14 protein-coding genes and 3 tRNA genes are annotated in these 13,539 nt (G+C 70.5%); 7 read left to right on the top strand and 10 right to left on the bottom strand.

Annotation, left to right across the window (positions count from 1 at the left end; genetic code table 11):
* Window positions 1-43: 43 nt before the first annotated feature.
* Together ACFQV6_RS01340 and ACFQV6_RS01345 are read right to left on the bottom strand one after the other, a co-directional pair.
* Window positions 44-1,252 carry a hypothetical protein gene (locus ACFQV6_RS01340; RefSeq protein WP_378025406.1) on the bottom strand — a complete coding sequence of 403 codons (1,209 nt, stop codon included), beginning with the start codon at window positions 1,250-1,252 and terminating at the stop codon, window positions 44-46.
* Window positions 1,253-1,359: 107 nt separating this feature from the next.
* The gene (locus ACFQV6_RS01345) at window positions 1,360-1,482 is read right to left on the bottom strand and encodes a hypothetical protein (protein ID WP_378025407.1); all 123 of its coding nucleotides are present in this window, start codon (window positions 1,480-1,482) and stop codon (window positions 1,360-1,362) included.
* A 91-nt stretch (window positions 1,483-1,573) separates the two neighbouring features.
* Between ACFQV6_RS01345 and ACFQV6_RS01350 the strand changes: the two genes are divergently transcribed.
* On the top strand, window positions 1,574-2,524 hold the full coding sequence (locus ACFQV6_RS01350) for a GlxA family transcriptional regulator (RefSeq protein ID WP_378025408.1): 951 nt from the start codon (window positions 1,574-1,576) through the stop codon (window positions 2,522-2,524).
* A gap of 14 nt (window positions 2,525-2,538) precedes the next feature.
* Here ACFQV6_RS01350 and ACFQV6_RS01355 read toward each other — a convergent pair whose 3' ends face one another.
* The 5 genes from ACFQV6_RS01355 to cbiE all read right to left on the bottom strand — a co-directional run bounded on the left by ACFQV6_RS01355 (window position 2,539) and on the right by cbiE (window position 7,167).
* Entirely contained in the window at window positions 2,539-3,060 is a 522-nt protein-coding gene (locus ACFQV6_RS01355) for a hypothetical protein (RefSeq protein WP_378025409.1), read from the bottom strand.
* Window positions 3,061-3,196: 136 nt separating this feature from the next.
* Window positions 3,197-3,838 carry a hypothetical protein gene (locus ACFQV6_RS01360; protein WP_378025410.1) on the bottom strand — a complete coding sequence of 214 codons (642 nt, stop codon included), beginning with the start codon at window positions 3,836-3,838 and terminating at the stop codon, window positions 3,197-3,199.
* Window positions 3,839-4,460: 622 nt separating this feature from the next.
* A complete protein-coding gene (locus ACFQV6_RS01365) occupies window positions 4,461-5,177 on the bottom strand; it encodes a cobalt-precorrin-6A reductase (protein WP_378025411.1) in 717 nt (238 codons plus the stop codon).
* A complete protein-coding gene (cobM, locus tag ACFQV6_RS01370) occupies window positions 5,174-5,962 on the bottom strand; it encodes a precorrin-4 C(11)-methyltransferase (protein WP_378025412.1) in 789 nt (262 codons plus the stop codon). The genes ACFQV6_RS01365 and cobM overlap by 4 nt, the downstream gene beginning before the upstream one ends.
* Entirely contained in the window at window positions 5,959-7,167 is a 1,209-nt protein-coding gene (cbiE, locus tag ACFQV6_RS01375) for a precorrin-6y C5,15-methyltransferase (decarboxylating) subunit CbiE (RefSeq protein ID WP_378025413.1), read from the bottom strand. Before cbiE ends, cobM begins: the two co-directional genes overlap by 4 nt.
* A gap of 167 nt (window positions 7,168-7,334) precedes the next feature.
* Between cbiE and ACFQV6_RS01380 the strand changes: the two genes are divergently transcribed.
* Genes ACFQV6_RS01380 through ACFQV6_RS01390 form a run of 3 tightly spaced genes read left to right on the top strand, consistent with a single transcriptional unit; the run spans window position 7,335 to window position 10,265 of the window.
* Window positions 7,335-8,936: a ferric reductase-like transmembrane domain-containing protein gene (locus ACFQV6_RS01380; RefSeq protein WP_378025414.1), complete on the top strand. Its 1,602-nt coding sequence runs from the start codon at window positions 7,335-7,337 to the stop codon at window positions 8,934-8,936.
* Between the two features lie 34 nt (window positions 8,937-8,970).
* The gene (locus tag ACFQV6_RS01385) at window positions 8,971-9,495 is read left to right on the top strand and encodes an FMN-binding protein (protein WP_378025415.1); all 525 of its coding nucleotides are present in this window, start codon (window positions 8,971-8,973) and stop codon (window positions 9,493-9,495) included.
* Between the two features lie 32 nt (window positions 9,496-9,527).
* Window positions 9,528-10,265 carry an FAD:protein FMN transferase gene (locus tag ACFQV6_RS01390; RefSeq protein ID WP_378025764.1) on the top strand — a complete coding sequence of 246 codons (738 nt, stop codon included), beginning with the start codon at window positions 9,528-9,530 and terminating at the stop codon, window positions 10,263-10,265.
* Between the two features lie 32 nt (window positions 10,266-10,297).
* Here ACFQV6_RS01390 and eis read toward each other — a convergent pair whose 3' ends face one another.
* Window positions 10,298-11,476, bottom strand: coding sequence for an enhanced intracellular survival protein Eis (gene eis, locus ACFQV6_RS01395; RefSeq protein ID WP_378025416.1), 1,179 nt, complete (start codon window positions 11,474-11,476; stop codon window positions 10,298-10,300).
* A gap of 108 nt (window positions 11,477-11,584) precedes the next feature.
* On the opposite strand from eis, the gene ACFQV6_RS01400 reads away from it, so the two are divergent.
* The 3 genes from ACFQV6_RS01400 to ACFQV6_RS01410 all read left to right on the top strand — a co-directional run bounded on the left by ACFQV6_RS01400 (window position 11,585) and on the right by ACFQV6_RS01410 (window position 11,861).
* A tRNA-Gly gene (locus ACFQV6_RS01400) sits at window positions 11,585-11,657 on the top strand.
* A gap of 30 nt (window positions 11,658-11,687) precedes the next feature.
* Window positions 11,688-11,758, top strand: a tRNA-Cys gene (locus ACFQV6_RS01405).
* Between the two features lie 31 nt (window positions 11,759-11,789).
* Window positions 11,790-11,861: transfer RNA gene (locus tag ACFQV6_RS01410), tRNA-Val, on the top strand.
* Window positions 11,862-12,021: 160 nt separating this feature from the next.
* Here ACFQV6_RS01410 and ACFQV6_RS01415 read toward each other — a convergent pair.
* Window positions 12,022-12,531, bottom strand: a complete 510-nt coding sequence (locus ACFQV6_RS01415; protein ID WP_378025417.1) for a Uma2 family endonuclease — start codon at window positions 12,529-12,531, stop codon at window positions 12,022-12,024.
* Window positions 12,532-12,656: 125 nt separating this feature from the next.
* Entirely contained in the window at window positions 12,657-13,355 is a 699-nt protein-coding gene (locus ACFQV6_RS01420; protein WP_378025418.1) for an alpha/beta fold hydrolase, read from the bottom strand.
* Window positions 13,356-13,539 lie beyond the last annotated feature (184 nt).

Here is a 13,539-nt window from a genome sequence, read left to right on the forward strand (position 1 = left end):
GGGCTTGTTTGCGCGCCGGCGGAATGCTCACGCCGGGGTGGATTCACGCGATCGGGCGGTAGGCGGTCTCGGGGTCGAGGAGTGCGACCCAGGTTGGGCGCCAGGCCGGGCCTCGGCCGTCCATCTCCTCCTGGAGGTTGGTGCGCCACGGGCCGGACACCCCGTCGTCGTGCCACCACGACGGCCAGGAGTCGTAGCGCCGCTCGATGCGCACCCCGGTCTCGCTGGTCTCGATCCGCAGATAGAGCCAGCGTCCGTAGCGCGGGTCGGACTCGGCCCGGCGCACCGCCCGAACCATTTCGGTCAGCCGGCGGAACGCCGCATACCGTTCCTCACCCGCCCGGTCGCCCGGTGGGTGCTCGCCCGGCTGCGAACTGACGCTGGTGGCATCCGCATAGGCGAGCAGCGTGCACCGCCCGTCACCGCCCGGCGCCCGCTCCCGGAGCCAGCCGATCAGGCTCTCCAGCTCCTCGGTGACCGGCGGGGCCGGCCGGCGCAGCTCGCCGGCCTCCTGCATGGCACCCCACACCAGCCGGTCGTGTTCACCCTGGCTGAGGCGGCGAACCCGGCGCATCGGCGGCCGCTGCCCGGCGGCGATCCGCGGCGCCCGGGTGCCCGGAGTGAGGCCACCGCGGACGGCAACCGCCATCGCCGCGGCGCTGTCCAGAACCGGATCGGTCAGGCGGCCCAGGAGCTCCTCGAAGTGGGCGGGCGAGATCTCGGTACGGATCGCGGCGAGCAGGAGCCGTTCGCTCGCCTCCAGCACCTCGTCGCGCTGGGCCGGACCGGACAACTGAAGGCGCCCCGGGCCGGTGACAACCGCGGCCAGGGCGGTGACGGTGTTCTCCGTGCCGAGCAGCGGGGCGAGCAGGGTCGTCATGCCGTCGCTGAACCCGTCCCGGTAACGCACCCGCGACCAGCGGCCGTTCTCGTGCCAGATCACGAAGCCGAGGCGGCCCGCCTCCGCCAGCGGGGCCAGCTCCGCCCAGGGCAGCCAGTCGGGCGCACCGGTGAGCGGGTCGGGCGGGGAATCGGAGGTGGTGCTGTCGTGGCCGCGCCCGCCGTACAGCACGGCACGGCGCCCTTCGAGCAGAGCGAAACGCGCCCAGCTCTCATCGCGGTCGTCGCGCCGCGCCCCATGATCGTCGATCGACCACACGTGGGCGTGGCCGATGCCGGTGAGGGTGGCGCCCAGCGCCGCCCAGCGGGTCCAGAGCAGTCCGGGCGCGGGCAGGTCCACGTCGGTCAGCATCAGTCCACTGTGCCAAACGTGAGAGGGTGAATGTCACCCCCGGTGCCCCATACGCCCGTGACCTGCCAACTCGGGTGGAGTGATCGGCGTGCGGGGCGGGTGCCGGGTCAAGCGGCCCGGCGCCCGTCCTGGGTGGGCTTCCAGTCGGCGCTGTCCCGGGAGTCCGAGGTCAGGCCGGCGACCGAAGCGAGAAATAGCAGGACGAAGAAGACAACCAGTGTGATTCCCATGCATCAAGCTTCGCGCTGTGGCAGCCCGTCGAACAGTGGCAGAGATGCCATACATCTTCAAGAAACTGCCAACCTCGGATAGGGTGGCCGTATGTTGCGAAGTGTGGCAGTGATCGCCATGCCCGAGGTGGCGGTCTTCGAGCTGGGCGTCCTCTGTGAGCTGTTCGGTTACGACCGCACCGCGGAGGGACTGCCGGGATACGAGTTCTCCGTGTGCAGTGTGGACCGCGCACCCGTACGCAGTCATTCGGGTTTTGACATCGCACCCAGCCACGACCTGTCAGCGGCCGAGACCGCCGACCTGGTCGCGGTCGTGCCCAACGACATCCGCGTGGTCTCGCCCCAGGTGCTCGACGTGCTGCGCCGCGCCCAGGCCCGCGGCGCCTGGGTGATGAGCGTCTGCACCGGCGCGTTCGCCCTCGGCGAGGCCGGCCTGCTCGACGACCGGCGCTGCACCACCCACTGGCGGCACAGCGACGAACTCGCCCGCCGCTACCCGAACGCCAAGGTCGACCCCGGCGTCCTCTACGTCGTCGACGACAACATCGTCACCAGCGCCGGCACCGCCGCGGCGATCGACTGTGGACTGCACCTGATCCGCGAGGAGCAGGGTTCCGAGGTCGCCGCCACGATCGCCCGCCGGATGGTGGTGCCGCCGCACCGCGACGGCGGCCAGGCGCAGTACATCGAGCGCCCCATCTCGTCGTCGGTCTCCTGCGAAACCCTCCAGCCCCTGCTCAACGACCTGCTGGAACGCCTCGACCAGGAGCACACCGTGGAAAGCATGTCCGATGCCGTCCACATGGCCCCGCGTACCTTTGCCCGCCGCTTCCGTGCCGAGACCGGCGCCACCCCGCACGACTGGCTGACCGGCCAGCGCGTCCTGCTGGCCCGCCGCCTGCTGGAGGAGACCGACCTCGGCGTCGACGCCATCGCGGGCCGGGCCGGGTTCGGCAGCGCGCAGACGCTGCGACACCACTTCACTCAGCGGCTCAGCACCACCCCGCAGGCCTACCGGAGCACGTTCAAAGCCAAGACCTGACCGCCGCGGTTCGGTCAGGTCCGGCCCGGCAGTTCGTCCTGGGCGGCGGCGAGCCAGTCCAGCGCATACTCGAGATCGGCGGCGGCCGGCCGCCTCAGGTACGACCGATCAGCACGGGCGGCGGCGGCACAGGCCTCGATCCGGCGCCGCAACCCGGCATAGAGGTACGGATCGTCAATCGGCGCCGGCCCCACCCAAGCGTTCCGCGCCCGCCTCCGCCGAACCCACCGGATCCCCGCCCCGGTCGCGACCGCAGCCCAGAACCCTCCGACGGCCGCACCACCGAGCAGCAGCGGACCCACAGCCCGCACGGACAGAGCCAGCCACACGATCACCCCGCACACGATCACCCCGCACGCGATCACCAACGGGGTCTCCAGCCGCAGCCGCGCCGCCCGATATCGCCGGGCAGCCGTGTACACCTCGTGCCGCGCCTGCCCCAGCCGAGCGAACCCGACCCGGTCCGGCCGCTCCGCCACCCAGTCCCGGACCTGCGCATCCAGAACCGCCGCCGCCAGCTCCCGATCGATACGCACGAGCCGCCGCCCCACCCCACCCGCAAACGGATCGTCCCGCCTCACGCCACCCCTCCCGCTGTCCCTCACGGCTCACGGCCGGCCCTCCCGCTGTCCCTTGCGGCTCACGGCCGGCCCTCCCGCTGTCCCTCGCGGCTCACGGCCAGCCCTTGGCGAGATCGTCCAGGTATCGCTCCAGGCAATCGATCGCCTGACAGAGCAGAAGGTCAGCATGAGCCAGCCGGCGCACCGGATCCGTCCGGGCGGCCAGGCGCAGTTGCGGCACCCGCCAACTCCCCGAACCGACCTCCCGCAACGTCGCGGAGACCAGCCGAATCCGGGCTCGCTCCAGCGACTCCGGCACAACAAGAAGTCCGATGTGGGCATCCCCGGCCCCGACCGGCTCGGCGCCCCCCACCCTCCCGGCGCGCGCCAACCGCCGGCGCCCCACAGCAACCCGAACACGGTGACCAACCATCGGAGCCGTGCCGACCAGCACCCCCAGCACCACACCGGCCAGAACGACGACCGCACCTGAACCCAGCCCTGCCACCTGCCCCAGCGCGGCAACACCTGATACCACGCCGAACGACACAACCGTCCCCACTGCGACCTGCACAGACACCGTTATGCGACCCGCCGCCTCAACCAGCGCGGCATCAACAGCCGCAAGCCGCAGGCAAGCCGACCGAATCCAGAACTGCTCAAGATCACCCGCCGCCGCGCTGACCTCCGCCAGCCCATCCGCCACCAGCGCACGCACGGCTTCGATCTCGGCATGCAGCGCACGACCCGGCATCCCCCGAGCCTCGCACCGATACCCCCGCTCAGCAGACCCCCACCAGTGTCAACTTTCAGCCCATCCACCCGGCTGGCGGTGAGGGGTGTGGAAACGGCCGGGAGGCCCCGCTGACGCCCAGCTGAGCGTCCCGGCTGGTTGTGAGGGGTGTGGAAACGGCCGGGAGGCCCCGCTGACGGCCAGCTGAGCGACCGGGCTGGTTGTGAGGGGTGTGGAAACGGCCGGGAGGCCCCGCTGACGGCCAGCTGTGCGTCCCGGCTGGTTGTGAGGGGTGTGGAAACGGCCGGGAGGCCCCGCTGACGGCCAGCTGAGCGTCCCGGCTGGCGGTGAGGGGTGTGGAAACGGCCGGGAGGCACCGCTGACGGCCAGCTGAGCGTCCCGGCTGGCGGTGAGGGGTGTGGAAACGGCCGGGAGGCACCGCTGACGCCCAGCTGAGCGTCCCGGCTGGCGGTGAGGGGTGTGGAAACGGCCGGGAGGCACCGCTGACGGCCAGCTGTGCGTCCGGGCTGGCTGTGAGGGGTGTGGAAACGGCCGGGAGGCACCGCTGACGCCCAGCTGAGCGTTCCGGCTGGCTGTGAGCGGTGTGTCGAGCGAGCCGAGGCGGCGCTGGGGGCCAGCTGGGTCAGCGGAGGGCGAGGGCTATGGCGTAGGGGGTGGGGAAGAGCGGGACCGGAGGTGGGGGAGGGCGGTTGATCATGAGGACGGGGAGGGTCAGGGCGCGGGCGGCGGCCAGTTTGGCGTCGGAGCCGCCGCTGTCCTTGGTGAGGAGTACGTCGATGCGGTGGTCCAGCATCAACCGCCGCTCAGCGTCCATCGTGAACGGACCGCGGTCGAGCAGCACCGACAGATGGCGCGGGGCGGGTGTGCCAGGCGGTTCGACCGAGCGGGCCAGGAACCAGCATTCGTCCAGGTGGGCGAAGGCCGCGATACCTTGGCGGCCAGTGGTCAGGAAGACCCTCCGACCCAGCCGGGGTAGCAGCGTCGCGGCCGCGGTGAGTGACGCGACGCGGTGCCACTCGTCGCCCGGACCGGCGGTCCAGCCGGGCCTTCGCAAGATCTTCAGGGGTACGCCAGAAGCCCTCCCCGCCGCAACCGCGTGCTCGGTCATCGTCGCCGCGAACGGGTGGGTCGCGTCCACCAGCACGTCCACGCGAGAGTCACGCAGATACGCGACGAGCCCGTCCACCCCGCCGAACCCGCCGATCCGCACCTCGCCGGGCGGCAGCAGCGGCGTGCTGGTCCGCCCCGCCAGCGAGGTGATCACGGTGTGCCCGTCAGCCACGAGAAGTCCCGCCAGCTGACGAGCCTCCGCCGTCCCGCCGAGCAGCAGCACCCTCACGACCGGCAGCGGTCCGGCGAAGCCGAAGAAGCCGAAGATGAGTCGGGCCGGCAGCGGTCCGTGGAATAGAGATGGCTGTCGGGGAAGTGAGCGGCAGTCAGAGCCGCACCCACCACGATCACGGCAGTCCGTTTGATGCCCGCCTCTTTCACCCGCACCGCGATGTCGCCCAGGGTGCCGCGCACGATCAACTCGTCCGGCCGGCTGGCCCGCGCCACCACCGCGACCGGGCAATCCGCCCCGTAGTTACCCACCAGCTCGGCCACCACCGCCTCGATCCGCTGGACCGCCAGATGGAGCACCATCGTGCCCCGGCTGGCACTCAGCGTCGCCAGATCCTCACCCGGCGGCATCGCTGTGGCCCGTTCCGCGGTGCGCGTCAAGATGATCGTCTGCGCCACCCCCGGTACCGTGAACTCCCGGCCCAGGGAGGCGGCCGCCGCCGCGAACGCCGGTACGCCGGGTGTCACGTCGTAGGGCACCGAGGCGGCGTCGAGCCGGCGCATCTGTTCGGCGACAGCGCTGAAGACTGACGGGTCGCCGGAGTGCAGGCGGGCCACGTCATGACCGGCTTGGTGTGCGGTGATCATCTCGGCGATGATCTGGTCCAGGTTCAGGTTGGCGGTGTCCACGCGCCGGGCGCCGGGCGGGCAGGCGTCGAGCAGTTCAGGGGGTACGAGGCTGCCCGCGTACAGGCAGACAGCGGACGTGGCGATCAGCCGGTGGCCGCGCAGCGTGATGAGGTCCGCGGCCCCCGGCCCGGCGCCGATGAAATGAACGGTCATCGCGGAATCACCGACCAGATCGTGACCGGCATGAACGGGCGCCAGCCGGTGAAGCCGCCCACCGGTGACCCGCGCTGCACGGAGATCCGGGTCAGTTCGCCGCCGAGTTTCGCGTGGGCCGCGGCGACCACCGCCTCCGATTCGACGGTGACCGCGTTCGCGACCAGCCGGCCGCCGGGGCGCAGCGCCGCGAGGCAGCGGTCCAGGACTCCGTCGCGTGTCAAACCGCCCCCAAGGAAGATCGTGTCCGGTGCCGGCAGGCCGTCGAGGGCCTCCGGGGCCCGGCCGTGTACCACTCGCAGTCCGGGTACGCCCAGGGCCGCCGCGTTCGCCGTGACGGTGGCGACCCGTTCCGCGGACGACTCGACGGCGATCGCCTGGCACGACGGATGGCTGCGCATCCACTCGATGCCGATGCTGCCCGAGCCGGCACCGACGTCCCAGAGCAGGCGGCCGGGTACGGGTGCGAGGGCGGCGAGCGTGACAGCCCGTACCTCTCGCTTGGTCAATTGACCGTCGGAGGCGTACGCCTCATCGGGAAGCCCGGCCACCAGCGGAGCCGGCGGCCCGCCGCCGCAGTGCACCGCGATCACGTTGAGCGGATCGCCCGCCGGGGCCACCCACCCGTCCGCCGTGCCCGTGACCACCCGCTCGCCCGGACCGCCCAGCTGTTCCAGAACGGTCATCTCCGACGACCCGTAACCGCGGGCCGCCAGCAGGTCCGCGACCGCCGCCGGTGTCTGCGCACCGGCCGAGAGGATCAGGATCCGCCGGCCCGGGTTCAGCCACCTGACCAGCGTCTCCACCGGTGCGGTGACCAAGGTCACCACGTCCGCCGAGGCCAGGTCCCAGCCCATCCGGGCCGCTGCCAGCGACACCGACGACGGGTGCGGCAGCACCCGCACCCGGTCCGCGCCGAGCAGCCGGACCAGCGTGGTGCCGATCCCGTGGAACATCGGATCGCCGCTGGCCAGGACGCTTGTCGCGCGGCCGCGTTCGGCGGAGAGGAGGCCGGGCAGCGCCGGGACCAGCGGGGACGGCCAGGGCACCCGCCGTGCGGAGATCGAATCCGGTAACAGTGCGAGCTGGCGGGCGCTGCCGAAGATCACTTCTGCGGCATCGAGCGCTCGTCTGCCCGTACCGGAAAGGTCCTGCCACCCGCCGGCGCCGACGCCGACCACGGTGACCACATCTTCGGAACGCACCCGGGAAACCTATCCCGATCCCGTAGCTCGGAATTTTCCGGATCCGGTTGAGCCAACCGGCCGTCGTGCGCGTACCCAATCCTGACGGCCTTTTCCGGCGACCGGGCCGTCACGTCAGCCGCAGGGGTGGCAGACGCCGTGAGACGACTGCTGAGCAGGTGAGGACGATGGCCATTCCGGCCTTCCAGGACCAGCGAGAGCTGCCCGACGATGACGGCTACTTCGCTGATCTGCGCTCCGACTCGGGTCCCAGCTGGGACAACCCGTCCCCGCCGCCGTCCTGGGACAACCCGCCGCAGCCGTCCTGGTCGAACGCCTCCGGGCAGCACGCGGCGTTCGAGCCGGCCGACCCCTACCGTCGCGGCGACATCGCTGTCGAGTCGCACACCGACCCGAGCGGCTGGCAGGCCGGCGCGGGCGTGCCGATCCCGGAGGACGACCGGCCGCCGGCCGAGGCGACGAGCGGCAACCGCCTCCTCACCGTCCTGCTGTTCTTCTCCGGCCTGGCCACCAGCATCGCCCTCTGGCTCTTCAACACCCAGGCCGGCGCGGTCAGCGACACCACCTCGACGATGCTGGCCGCCGGCCGGATCACCGGCCTGATCGGCGGCTACCTACTCTTCATCCAGCTGCTGATGATGAGCCGGGTCTCCTGGCTGGAGGAGTGGGTCGGCTCCCGCGACCTCCTGATCTGGCACCGCTGGCTGGGCACCTCGCTGCTCGCCGCGGTCGTCGCGCACATCGTCTTCATCTCGTACGGCTACGCGCTCACCGCCGACACCGGCGTCGTCGACCAGGCCTGGACCGTGATCACCACGTTCCCGGAGATGATCAGCGCGGCGGTGGCGACCGGCATGCTGGTCCTGATCGCGCTCGTCTCGATCCGGTTCATGCGCAACCTGCTGCCGTACGAGCTGTGGCACCTGATCCACCTGACCAGCTACGGCGTGCTGCTCCTCGGGTACGGCCACCAGATGGCCGTCGGCGCCGACATGACCGGCAAGTTCGCCAAGGTCTTCTGGCCCGCTCTCGGCGCTCTGACCCTGGCCGCGCTGATCTGGGGCCGCGTGATCGAGCCGCTCTGGCTGAACGCCCGGCACCGGTTCACCGTCGCCGAGGTGGTCGGTGAGGGCGCCAACACGTTCTCGATCTACATCGACGGCAAGCGGCTCGACAAGCTGCCCGCGCAGGCCGGCCAGTTCATGCGGTGGCGCTTCCTGACCGCGAACGGCTGGTGGCAGTCGCACCCGTTCTCTCTCTCCGCCGCCCCGAACCAGCAGTGGCTGCGCCTGACCGTGACGATCGCCGGTGGGCACACCCGGAAACTGGCGGCGATGCTGCCCGGCACCCCGGTCTGGGCGGAGGGACCGTTCGGGACGTTCACGGCGCAGCGGCGTACCCGGCGGCGGGCCCTGCTCATCGCCGGTGGCAGCGGCATCGCGCCGATCCGGGCCCTGCTCGAGGACATGCCCGCCGACACCATCGTGATCTACCGGGCGAGCCGCCCCGACGAGCTGGTCTTCCGCGCCGAGCTGGAGGAACTGGCCGAGCAGCGGGACGCCTGGGTGCGCTACATCGTGGGGTCCCGTACCGATCCCGGCCCGGCCCGGCTGTTCACCCCTGACGGCCTGCGTGGCCTGGTGCCGGACGTCAACCGGCGCGACGTCTACCTGTGCGGCCCTCCCGGGCTGGTGAACGCGGCGGTCGGCACGCTGCGCCAGCTCGACGTGCCGGACAGCCAGCTCCACCTGGACCCCTTCGAGTTCTGATCACTCGTCCCTCTACGACCTGGGAGTTCCCCCGATGCGACGTAGTACCGCAGCAGCTGTCGGCACCCTCACCGGTGCGGCCCTGATCCTGGGGGTCCGCCTGAGCGTGCAGCCGCCGGACGCACCGGTCGCCACCGCACCGGTCGCGCAGGAGCAGGAGCAGGAGCAGGCCGACGAACCCAAGCCGGACGCTTCGGAGACCAAGAAGCCGTCCGACAAGAAGAGCTCGGCCCCGTCCAAGGACAAGAAGAAGGAAGAGGAGCCCGCCGAGGAGGAAGCTGGTCTCAAGGCCGGCACCTACAAGGGCAAGGCGGCGACGAACCCGTACGGCACCGTCCAGGTCACCATCAAGGTCAGCGGTGGCAAGGTCAGCGCGGCCGACGCCACGTACCCGACGAAGGACTTCAGCGGCACCATCAACCCGAACGCGGTGAAGAAGCTCAACGAGGCCACGCTGGCGGCGCAGAGCGCCGACGTGGACGCCGTCAGCGGTGCGACCTTCACCAGCCAGTCGTATGTCGAGTCCCTCCAGGCCGCGCTGGACAAGGCAGGCGCGTAGGGTCCAGGTTCGTGCGCCACGTCGAGCAGGTCATGGGTACGGTCGTCAGCATCGAACTGGCCGACGAGCTACCCGATTCGCGGCTCGGTGAGCTGGTCTCCGCCACCTGCGCCTGGCTGCACGAGGTGGACGCCCGCTTCAGTACGTACAAGGACGACAGCGAGGTGTGCCGCCTGCGGAACGGCTCGTTGCGGCTGGAGGACTGCTCGGCGGACCTCCGCCTGGTTCTGGACCGGTGCGCCGACCTGTGGCGGGACACCGACGGCTACTTCGACGCGTACGCCGGTGGGCCGCTCGACCCGTCCGGATATGTCAAGGGCTGGTCGGTCGAGGTGGCCTCGCAGCGACTCGTCGAAGCCGGGTCGAGCCGGCACTTCCTGAGCGCCGGCGGTGACATCCGCATGCGCGGCTCCGGACCTGGTGGGCGGCCCTGGCGGGTCGGAGTCCGGCATCCGTGGGAGGCCGACAAGCTGAGCTGGGTGCTGGAGCTGTCCGACGGTGCGGTGGCGACGTCCGGGACCTACGAGCGGGGCGCGCACGTCTTCGACCCGCGCACCGGGAAGGCCGCGAGCGGCCTGCGGTCGGTCACGGTGGTCGGCCCGGATCTGGCACTGGCCGACGCGTACGCGACAGCGGCGCTCGCCATGGGAGAGAACGGACTCGGGTGGCTCGCCAAGCGGGTCGACGAGGGGTACGAGTCCGCCGCGGTGACCGACGACGGACGGGCCTTCACCTCCCCGGGTCTTCCCGTCGCGCCCGTCGCCTCCTGAATCTCACATCTTCCCGTCGCCTCCTGAAAGCGTCAGAAGTCGGCGAACAGGTAGGGCATCCGGCGGGGGAAGAGCTCGCTCAACGGGGTCACCGCGTCCGGGGTGACATCGCCGAGCCCACGGGTCAGGACCTCGATCGGGTCGAGGACGCCGTAGACCAGGCCGCTGAAGCCGGCCACCGTCAGCGTCGCCGACGGGGTGCCGCCGGCGGTGACCGTGAGCTGCCCGTCGTCGGCGCCCAGGCTCCAGACACCGCCGATCAGCTCGTCGTCGACAACCTCGACGGTCACCGCGCCGGTGCCGACCCGGCTCCCGGTAAGCGCGGGCACGTCCAGCACGCGCGCCATCGGGGCGTTGTCCCGCGGATAGTCGACCTTGCCCTCGGTGACCGCGGACAGGTCGGTGCCCCACAACTCGGGCACATCGTCGGTGCCGACGGTCAGCGTGATCCGGGCGACTTGATCAACGTGCCGGCCCAGGAACTGCAGCAGCAGCGCCCGGCCCAGCGGCCCCGTGGTGAGCAGATCCGACCCGGACAGGGTTCCGCCGTGCCCGTCGATCCGGTAGCGCAGGGCACCCACCACCTCATCACCGGACCGGGCCACCGCCAGCCACACGGGGTCCTCGCGATACTCGGCGGCACGCACGTCGTCGAAGACCGAGAAGCCGTGGCGGCTGTCCAGCAGGGTTTGCGCCAGCCCTTCGTACGCCGAAAAGCCCTCAGACATGGGCAGGCGCTCGACCGAACCCGGCAGGTCCCGCCGCAGCAGCTCGGAAAGCCCCTCCGGGGCGAACGTCGTCGTTCGCCGGCGCGGAATCCCGACGAACCCGAACTTGGCGTAGAAACTCGGCCGGAACGGATACAGGGCGCTCACCGCGCACCCCTCGTCCTTGACCTGCCGCAGCAACCGGGTCAGCAGCTTGCGAACCAGCCCGCGCCGCCGAGCCGACGGATGCGAGGCGACCGACGCCACACCCGCCATGTCGTGCACCAGCCCCCGCACGTTCTGCCGCATCCGCAGCGACGCCACCCCCGCGAGCGCCACGCCGTCCTCCTCGGCGATCAGGTTCACCGCCGTCCCGAAGAACCGCATCCGGCGCCGGTACGCCTCCGACTCCTCCGCTGACCAGGGCGAAGGCGTGAACGCGTACGCCTGAAGCGGGAACATCGTCTCCGGCCTTTCGGCCGCCGTGATCTGCCGGATCTCCATCCGCCCATCCTCGCTGCTCACGACACGCCGGGGTACCCCGGTTTGGCGTGGGCACCGGCGACCGGCTAATGTTTCCTGCGTCGCCGGGGAAACCGGGCGGTGTGCAACGCGGACGTAGCGCAGCTGGTAGCGCATCACCTTGCCAAGGTGAGGGTCGCGGGTTCGAATCCCGTCGTCCGCTCGGAGCGGCCTGCCACACCGGGGCCACCTCGGTGGAGTGGCCGAGAGGCGAGGCAACGGCCTGCAAAGCCGTGTACACGGGTTCAAATCCCGTCTCCACCTCGCAAGCTTCCTTTTTCGGAAGTGCAGTGAGGGGCGATTGGCGCAGCGGGAGCGCGCTTCCTTGACACGGAAGAGGTCACTGGTTCGATCCCAGTATCGCCCACGGTAATTCTTTGCATCCCCTGTCCGCTGAGTCGCGGATGGGGGATTGTCGTTTTCTCGGCCCGCCCGGCGATCAGCTGGCTCCCAGTGCTGCCTCGCGGCGGTCGAGGCGGCACTGACGCCCAGCCGGAGCCCGGCAGATCGTCACCCTGGCAGTGGATTCACTCAATATCAGGGGCTGAGGACAGGAGCCAGGTGAGCGGTTGAGGCCCTGCCGGGTCAGGCTCGTACTCCGCGGATTCGTTCAGGACGTTCCGGTGCACGGTCGCTCCACCATCACGCTCAACGATCCAGTATCGCGGGATGCCGGCCTTCGCGTATTCGGCCTTCTTCGTGATCCGGTCAACGATCTCGGACCCGCTGGAGACCACTTCGACAGCGAGGAGAAGCCCGGACGTGCCGGCGTAGCTCGACCGGGCACGACGCGGCGGCATGCCTTTCGCCCACACTGTCAGGTCCGGTACGCGGCCACCGCCGACGTCGATGCCGCAGTCGGCAGCGATCTGTTCGGCTTCGTAGCCATGGCTGGCGAGCCAGAGAATTATGCGCATCACCAACAGCGCATGTTCAGGGTCTGCGGGGGGCATGATCGACAGCACTCCCTCAGGACTCAGCTCGTACCGGTGGTTCTCGTCGGCGGCTGCCATATTCGCGACGTCGTCCAGGGTCACGTGCGTCGGCATCCTCGCGCCGAAGGCTTGAGCGCTCACCTGTGCCCCCTCTGCGGTCCCGAAAGCATCTGCCGTCCAAGGTACCTGCCGACGGGCCGGAGCAGCCGGAGGGACGCGTCGAGTGCCTAGTGCTGGAGTAGCTGGAGCAGGGCCTGGGTTACGGCTTGGGGCTGTTCGATGGCGGAGAGGTGGCCGCAGTCGGGTACTACGACCAGCTGAGAGTTGGGTATTCCGCTCGACATCTCGACTGCGTGGGCCTGCGGGGTGAGTTCGTCGTCGCTGCCGACGAGGACCAGGGTGGGGCAGGTTATCGCGGCCAGGCCGGGGCGGGAGTCGGTGCGGTTGATGATGGCCTGTTGCTGGCGGGCGAAAGCGTCGGGGCCCGTCTCGGAGGCCATCTGGGCGATCAGTTGTCGTAGCGGGGCACGGTTGGGGTGAGTTTCGCCCACCCATAGCTGCGACAGCTGGTCGACCACGTCGCTGAACTGGCCGTTCTTGGCGAGTGCGATCTGGTCGCGGCGGCGTTGGCTCTGCTCGGGTGTGTCCGGGCGTGCGCTGGTGTCCATCAGGGCCAGGTGGGTGATCCGCTCGGGGGCCTGGCGCATGATTTCGAACGCGACATAGCCGCCCATGGATAGGCCGGCCAGGGCGAAGCGGCTCGGGGCCGTTGCGAGGATCCGGCTGGCGATCGCGGTCATGCTTTCGTCGTGCTGATGCGCTGCGACGGTGACTTGGTCTGTTTGCCAGAGCGCGGGGAGCTGCTCGGAGTAAAGGCGAGGGGAACCGAGCAAGCTGGGTATCAGCACAATTGACACGTTGCTCATTATGCCCTCGCCTGCCGCTGTACTGGGTCGTGGACCGGATTTCACCGTCGCGGGGCTGTGGCTGCTGATAGGCCGACACTCGGTGGGCGCCGCGGACCGCTGGTGTCCTTTGTGTTGGTACGCAGGGGTGGCGCGAGCTGCCGGACGGCGTAGCCTGGCAACATGTTGCGTGCCTCTGTGCGCG

It is taken from the genome of Actinoplanes sp. GCM10030250 (genome assembly GCF_042666575.1).
Lineage (GTDB): Bacteria > Actinomycetota > Actinomycetes > Mycobacteriales > Micromonosporaceae > Actinoplanes.

Coding starts and splice junctions, on each gene's coding strand:
- cobM (WP_378025412.1), bottom strand. CDS start 5,962: ATGACCGTTCATTTCATCGGCGCCGGGCCGGGGGCCGCGGACCTCATC.
- ACFQV6_RS01380 (WP_378025414.1), top strand. CDS start 7,335: ATGGCCATTCCGGCCTTCCAGGACCAGCGAGAGCTGCCCGACGATGAC.
- ACFQV6_RS01350 (WP_378025408.1), top strand. CDS start 1,574: ATGTTGCGAAGTGTGGCAGTGATCGCCATGCCCGAGGTGGCGGTCTTC.
- ACFQV6_RS01385 (WP_378025415.1), top strand. CDS start 8,971: ATGCGACGTAGTACCGCAGCAGCTGTCGGCACCCTCACCGGTGCGGCC.
- eis (WP_378025416.1), bottom strand. CDS start 11,476: ATGGAGATCCGGCAGATCACGGCGGCCGAAAGGCCGGAGACGATGTTC.
- ACFQV6_RS01345 (WP_378025407.1), bottom strand. CDS start 1,482: ATGGGAATCACACTGGTTGTCTTCTTCGTCCTGCTATTTCTCGCTTCG.
- ACFQV6_RS01360 (WP_378025410.1), bottom strand. CDS start 3,838: ATGCCGGGTCGTGCGCTGCATGCCGAGATCGAAGCCGTGCGTGCGCTG.
- ACFQV6_RS01340 (WP_378025406.1), bottom strand. CDS start 1,252: ATGCTGACCGACGTGGACCTGCCCGCGCCCGGACTGCTCTGGACCCGC.
- ACFQV6_RS01390 (WP_378025764.1), top strand. CDS start 9,528: ATGGGTACGGTCGTCAGCATCGAACTGGCCGACGAGCTACCCGATTCG.
- ACFQV6_RS01420 (WP_378025418.1), bottom strand. CDS start 13,355: ATGAGCAACGTGTCAATTGTGCTGATACCCAGCTTGCTCGGTTCCCCT.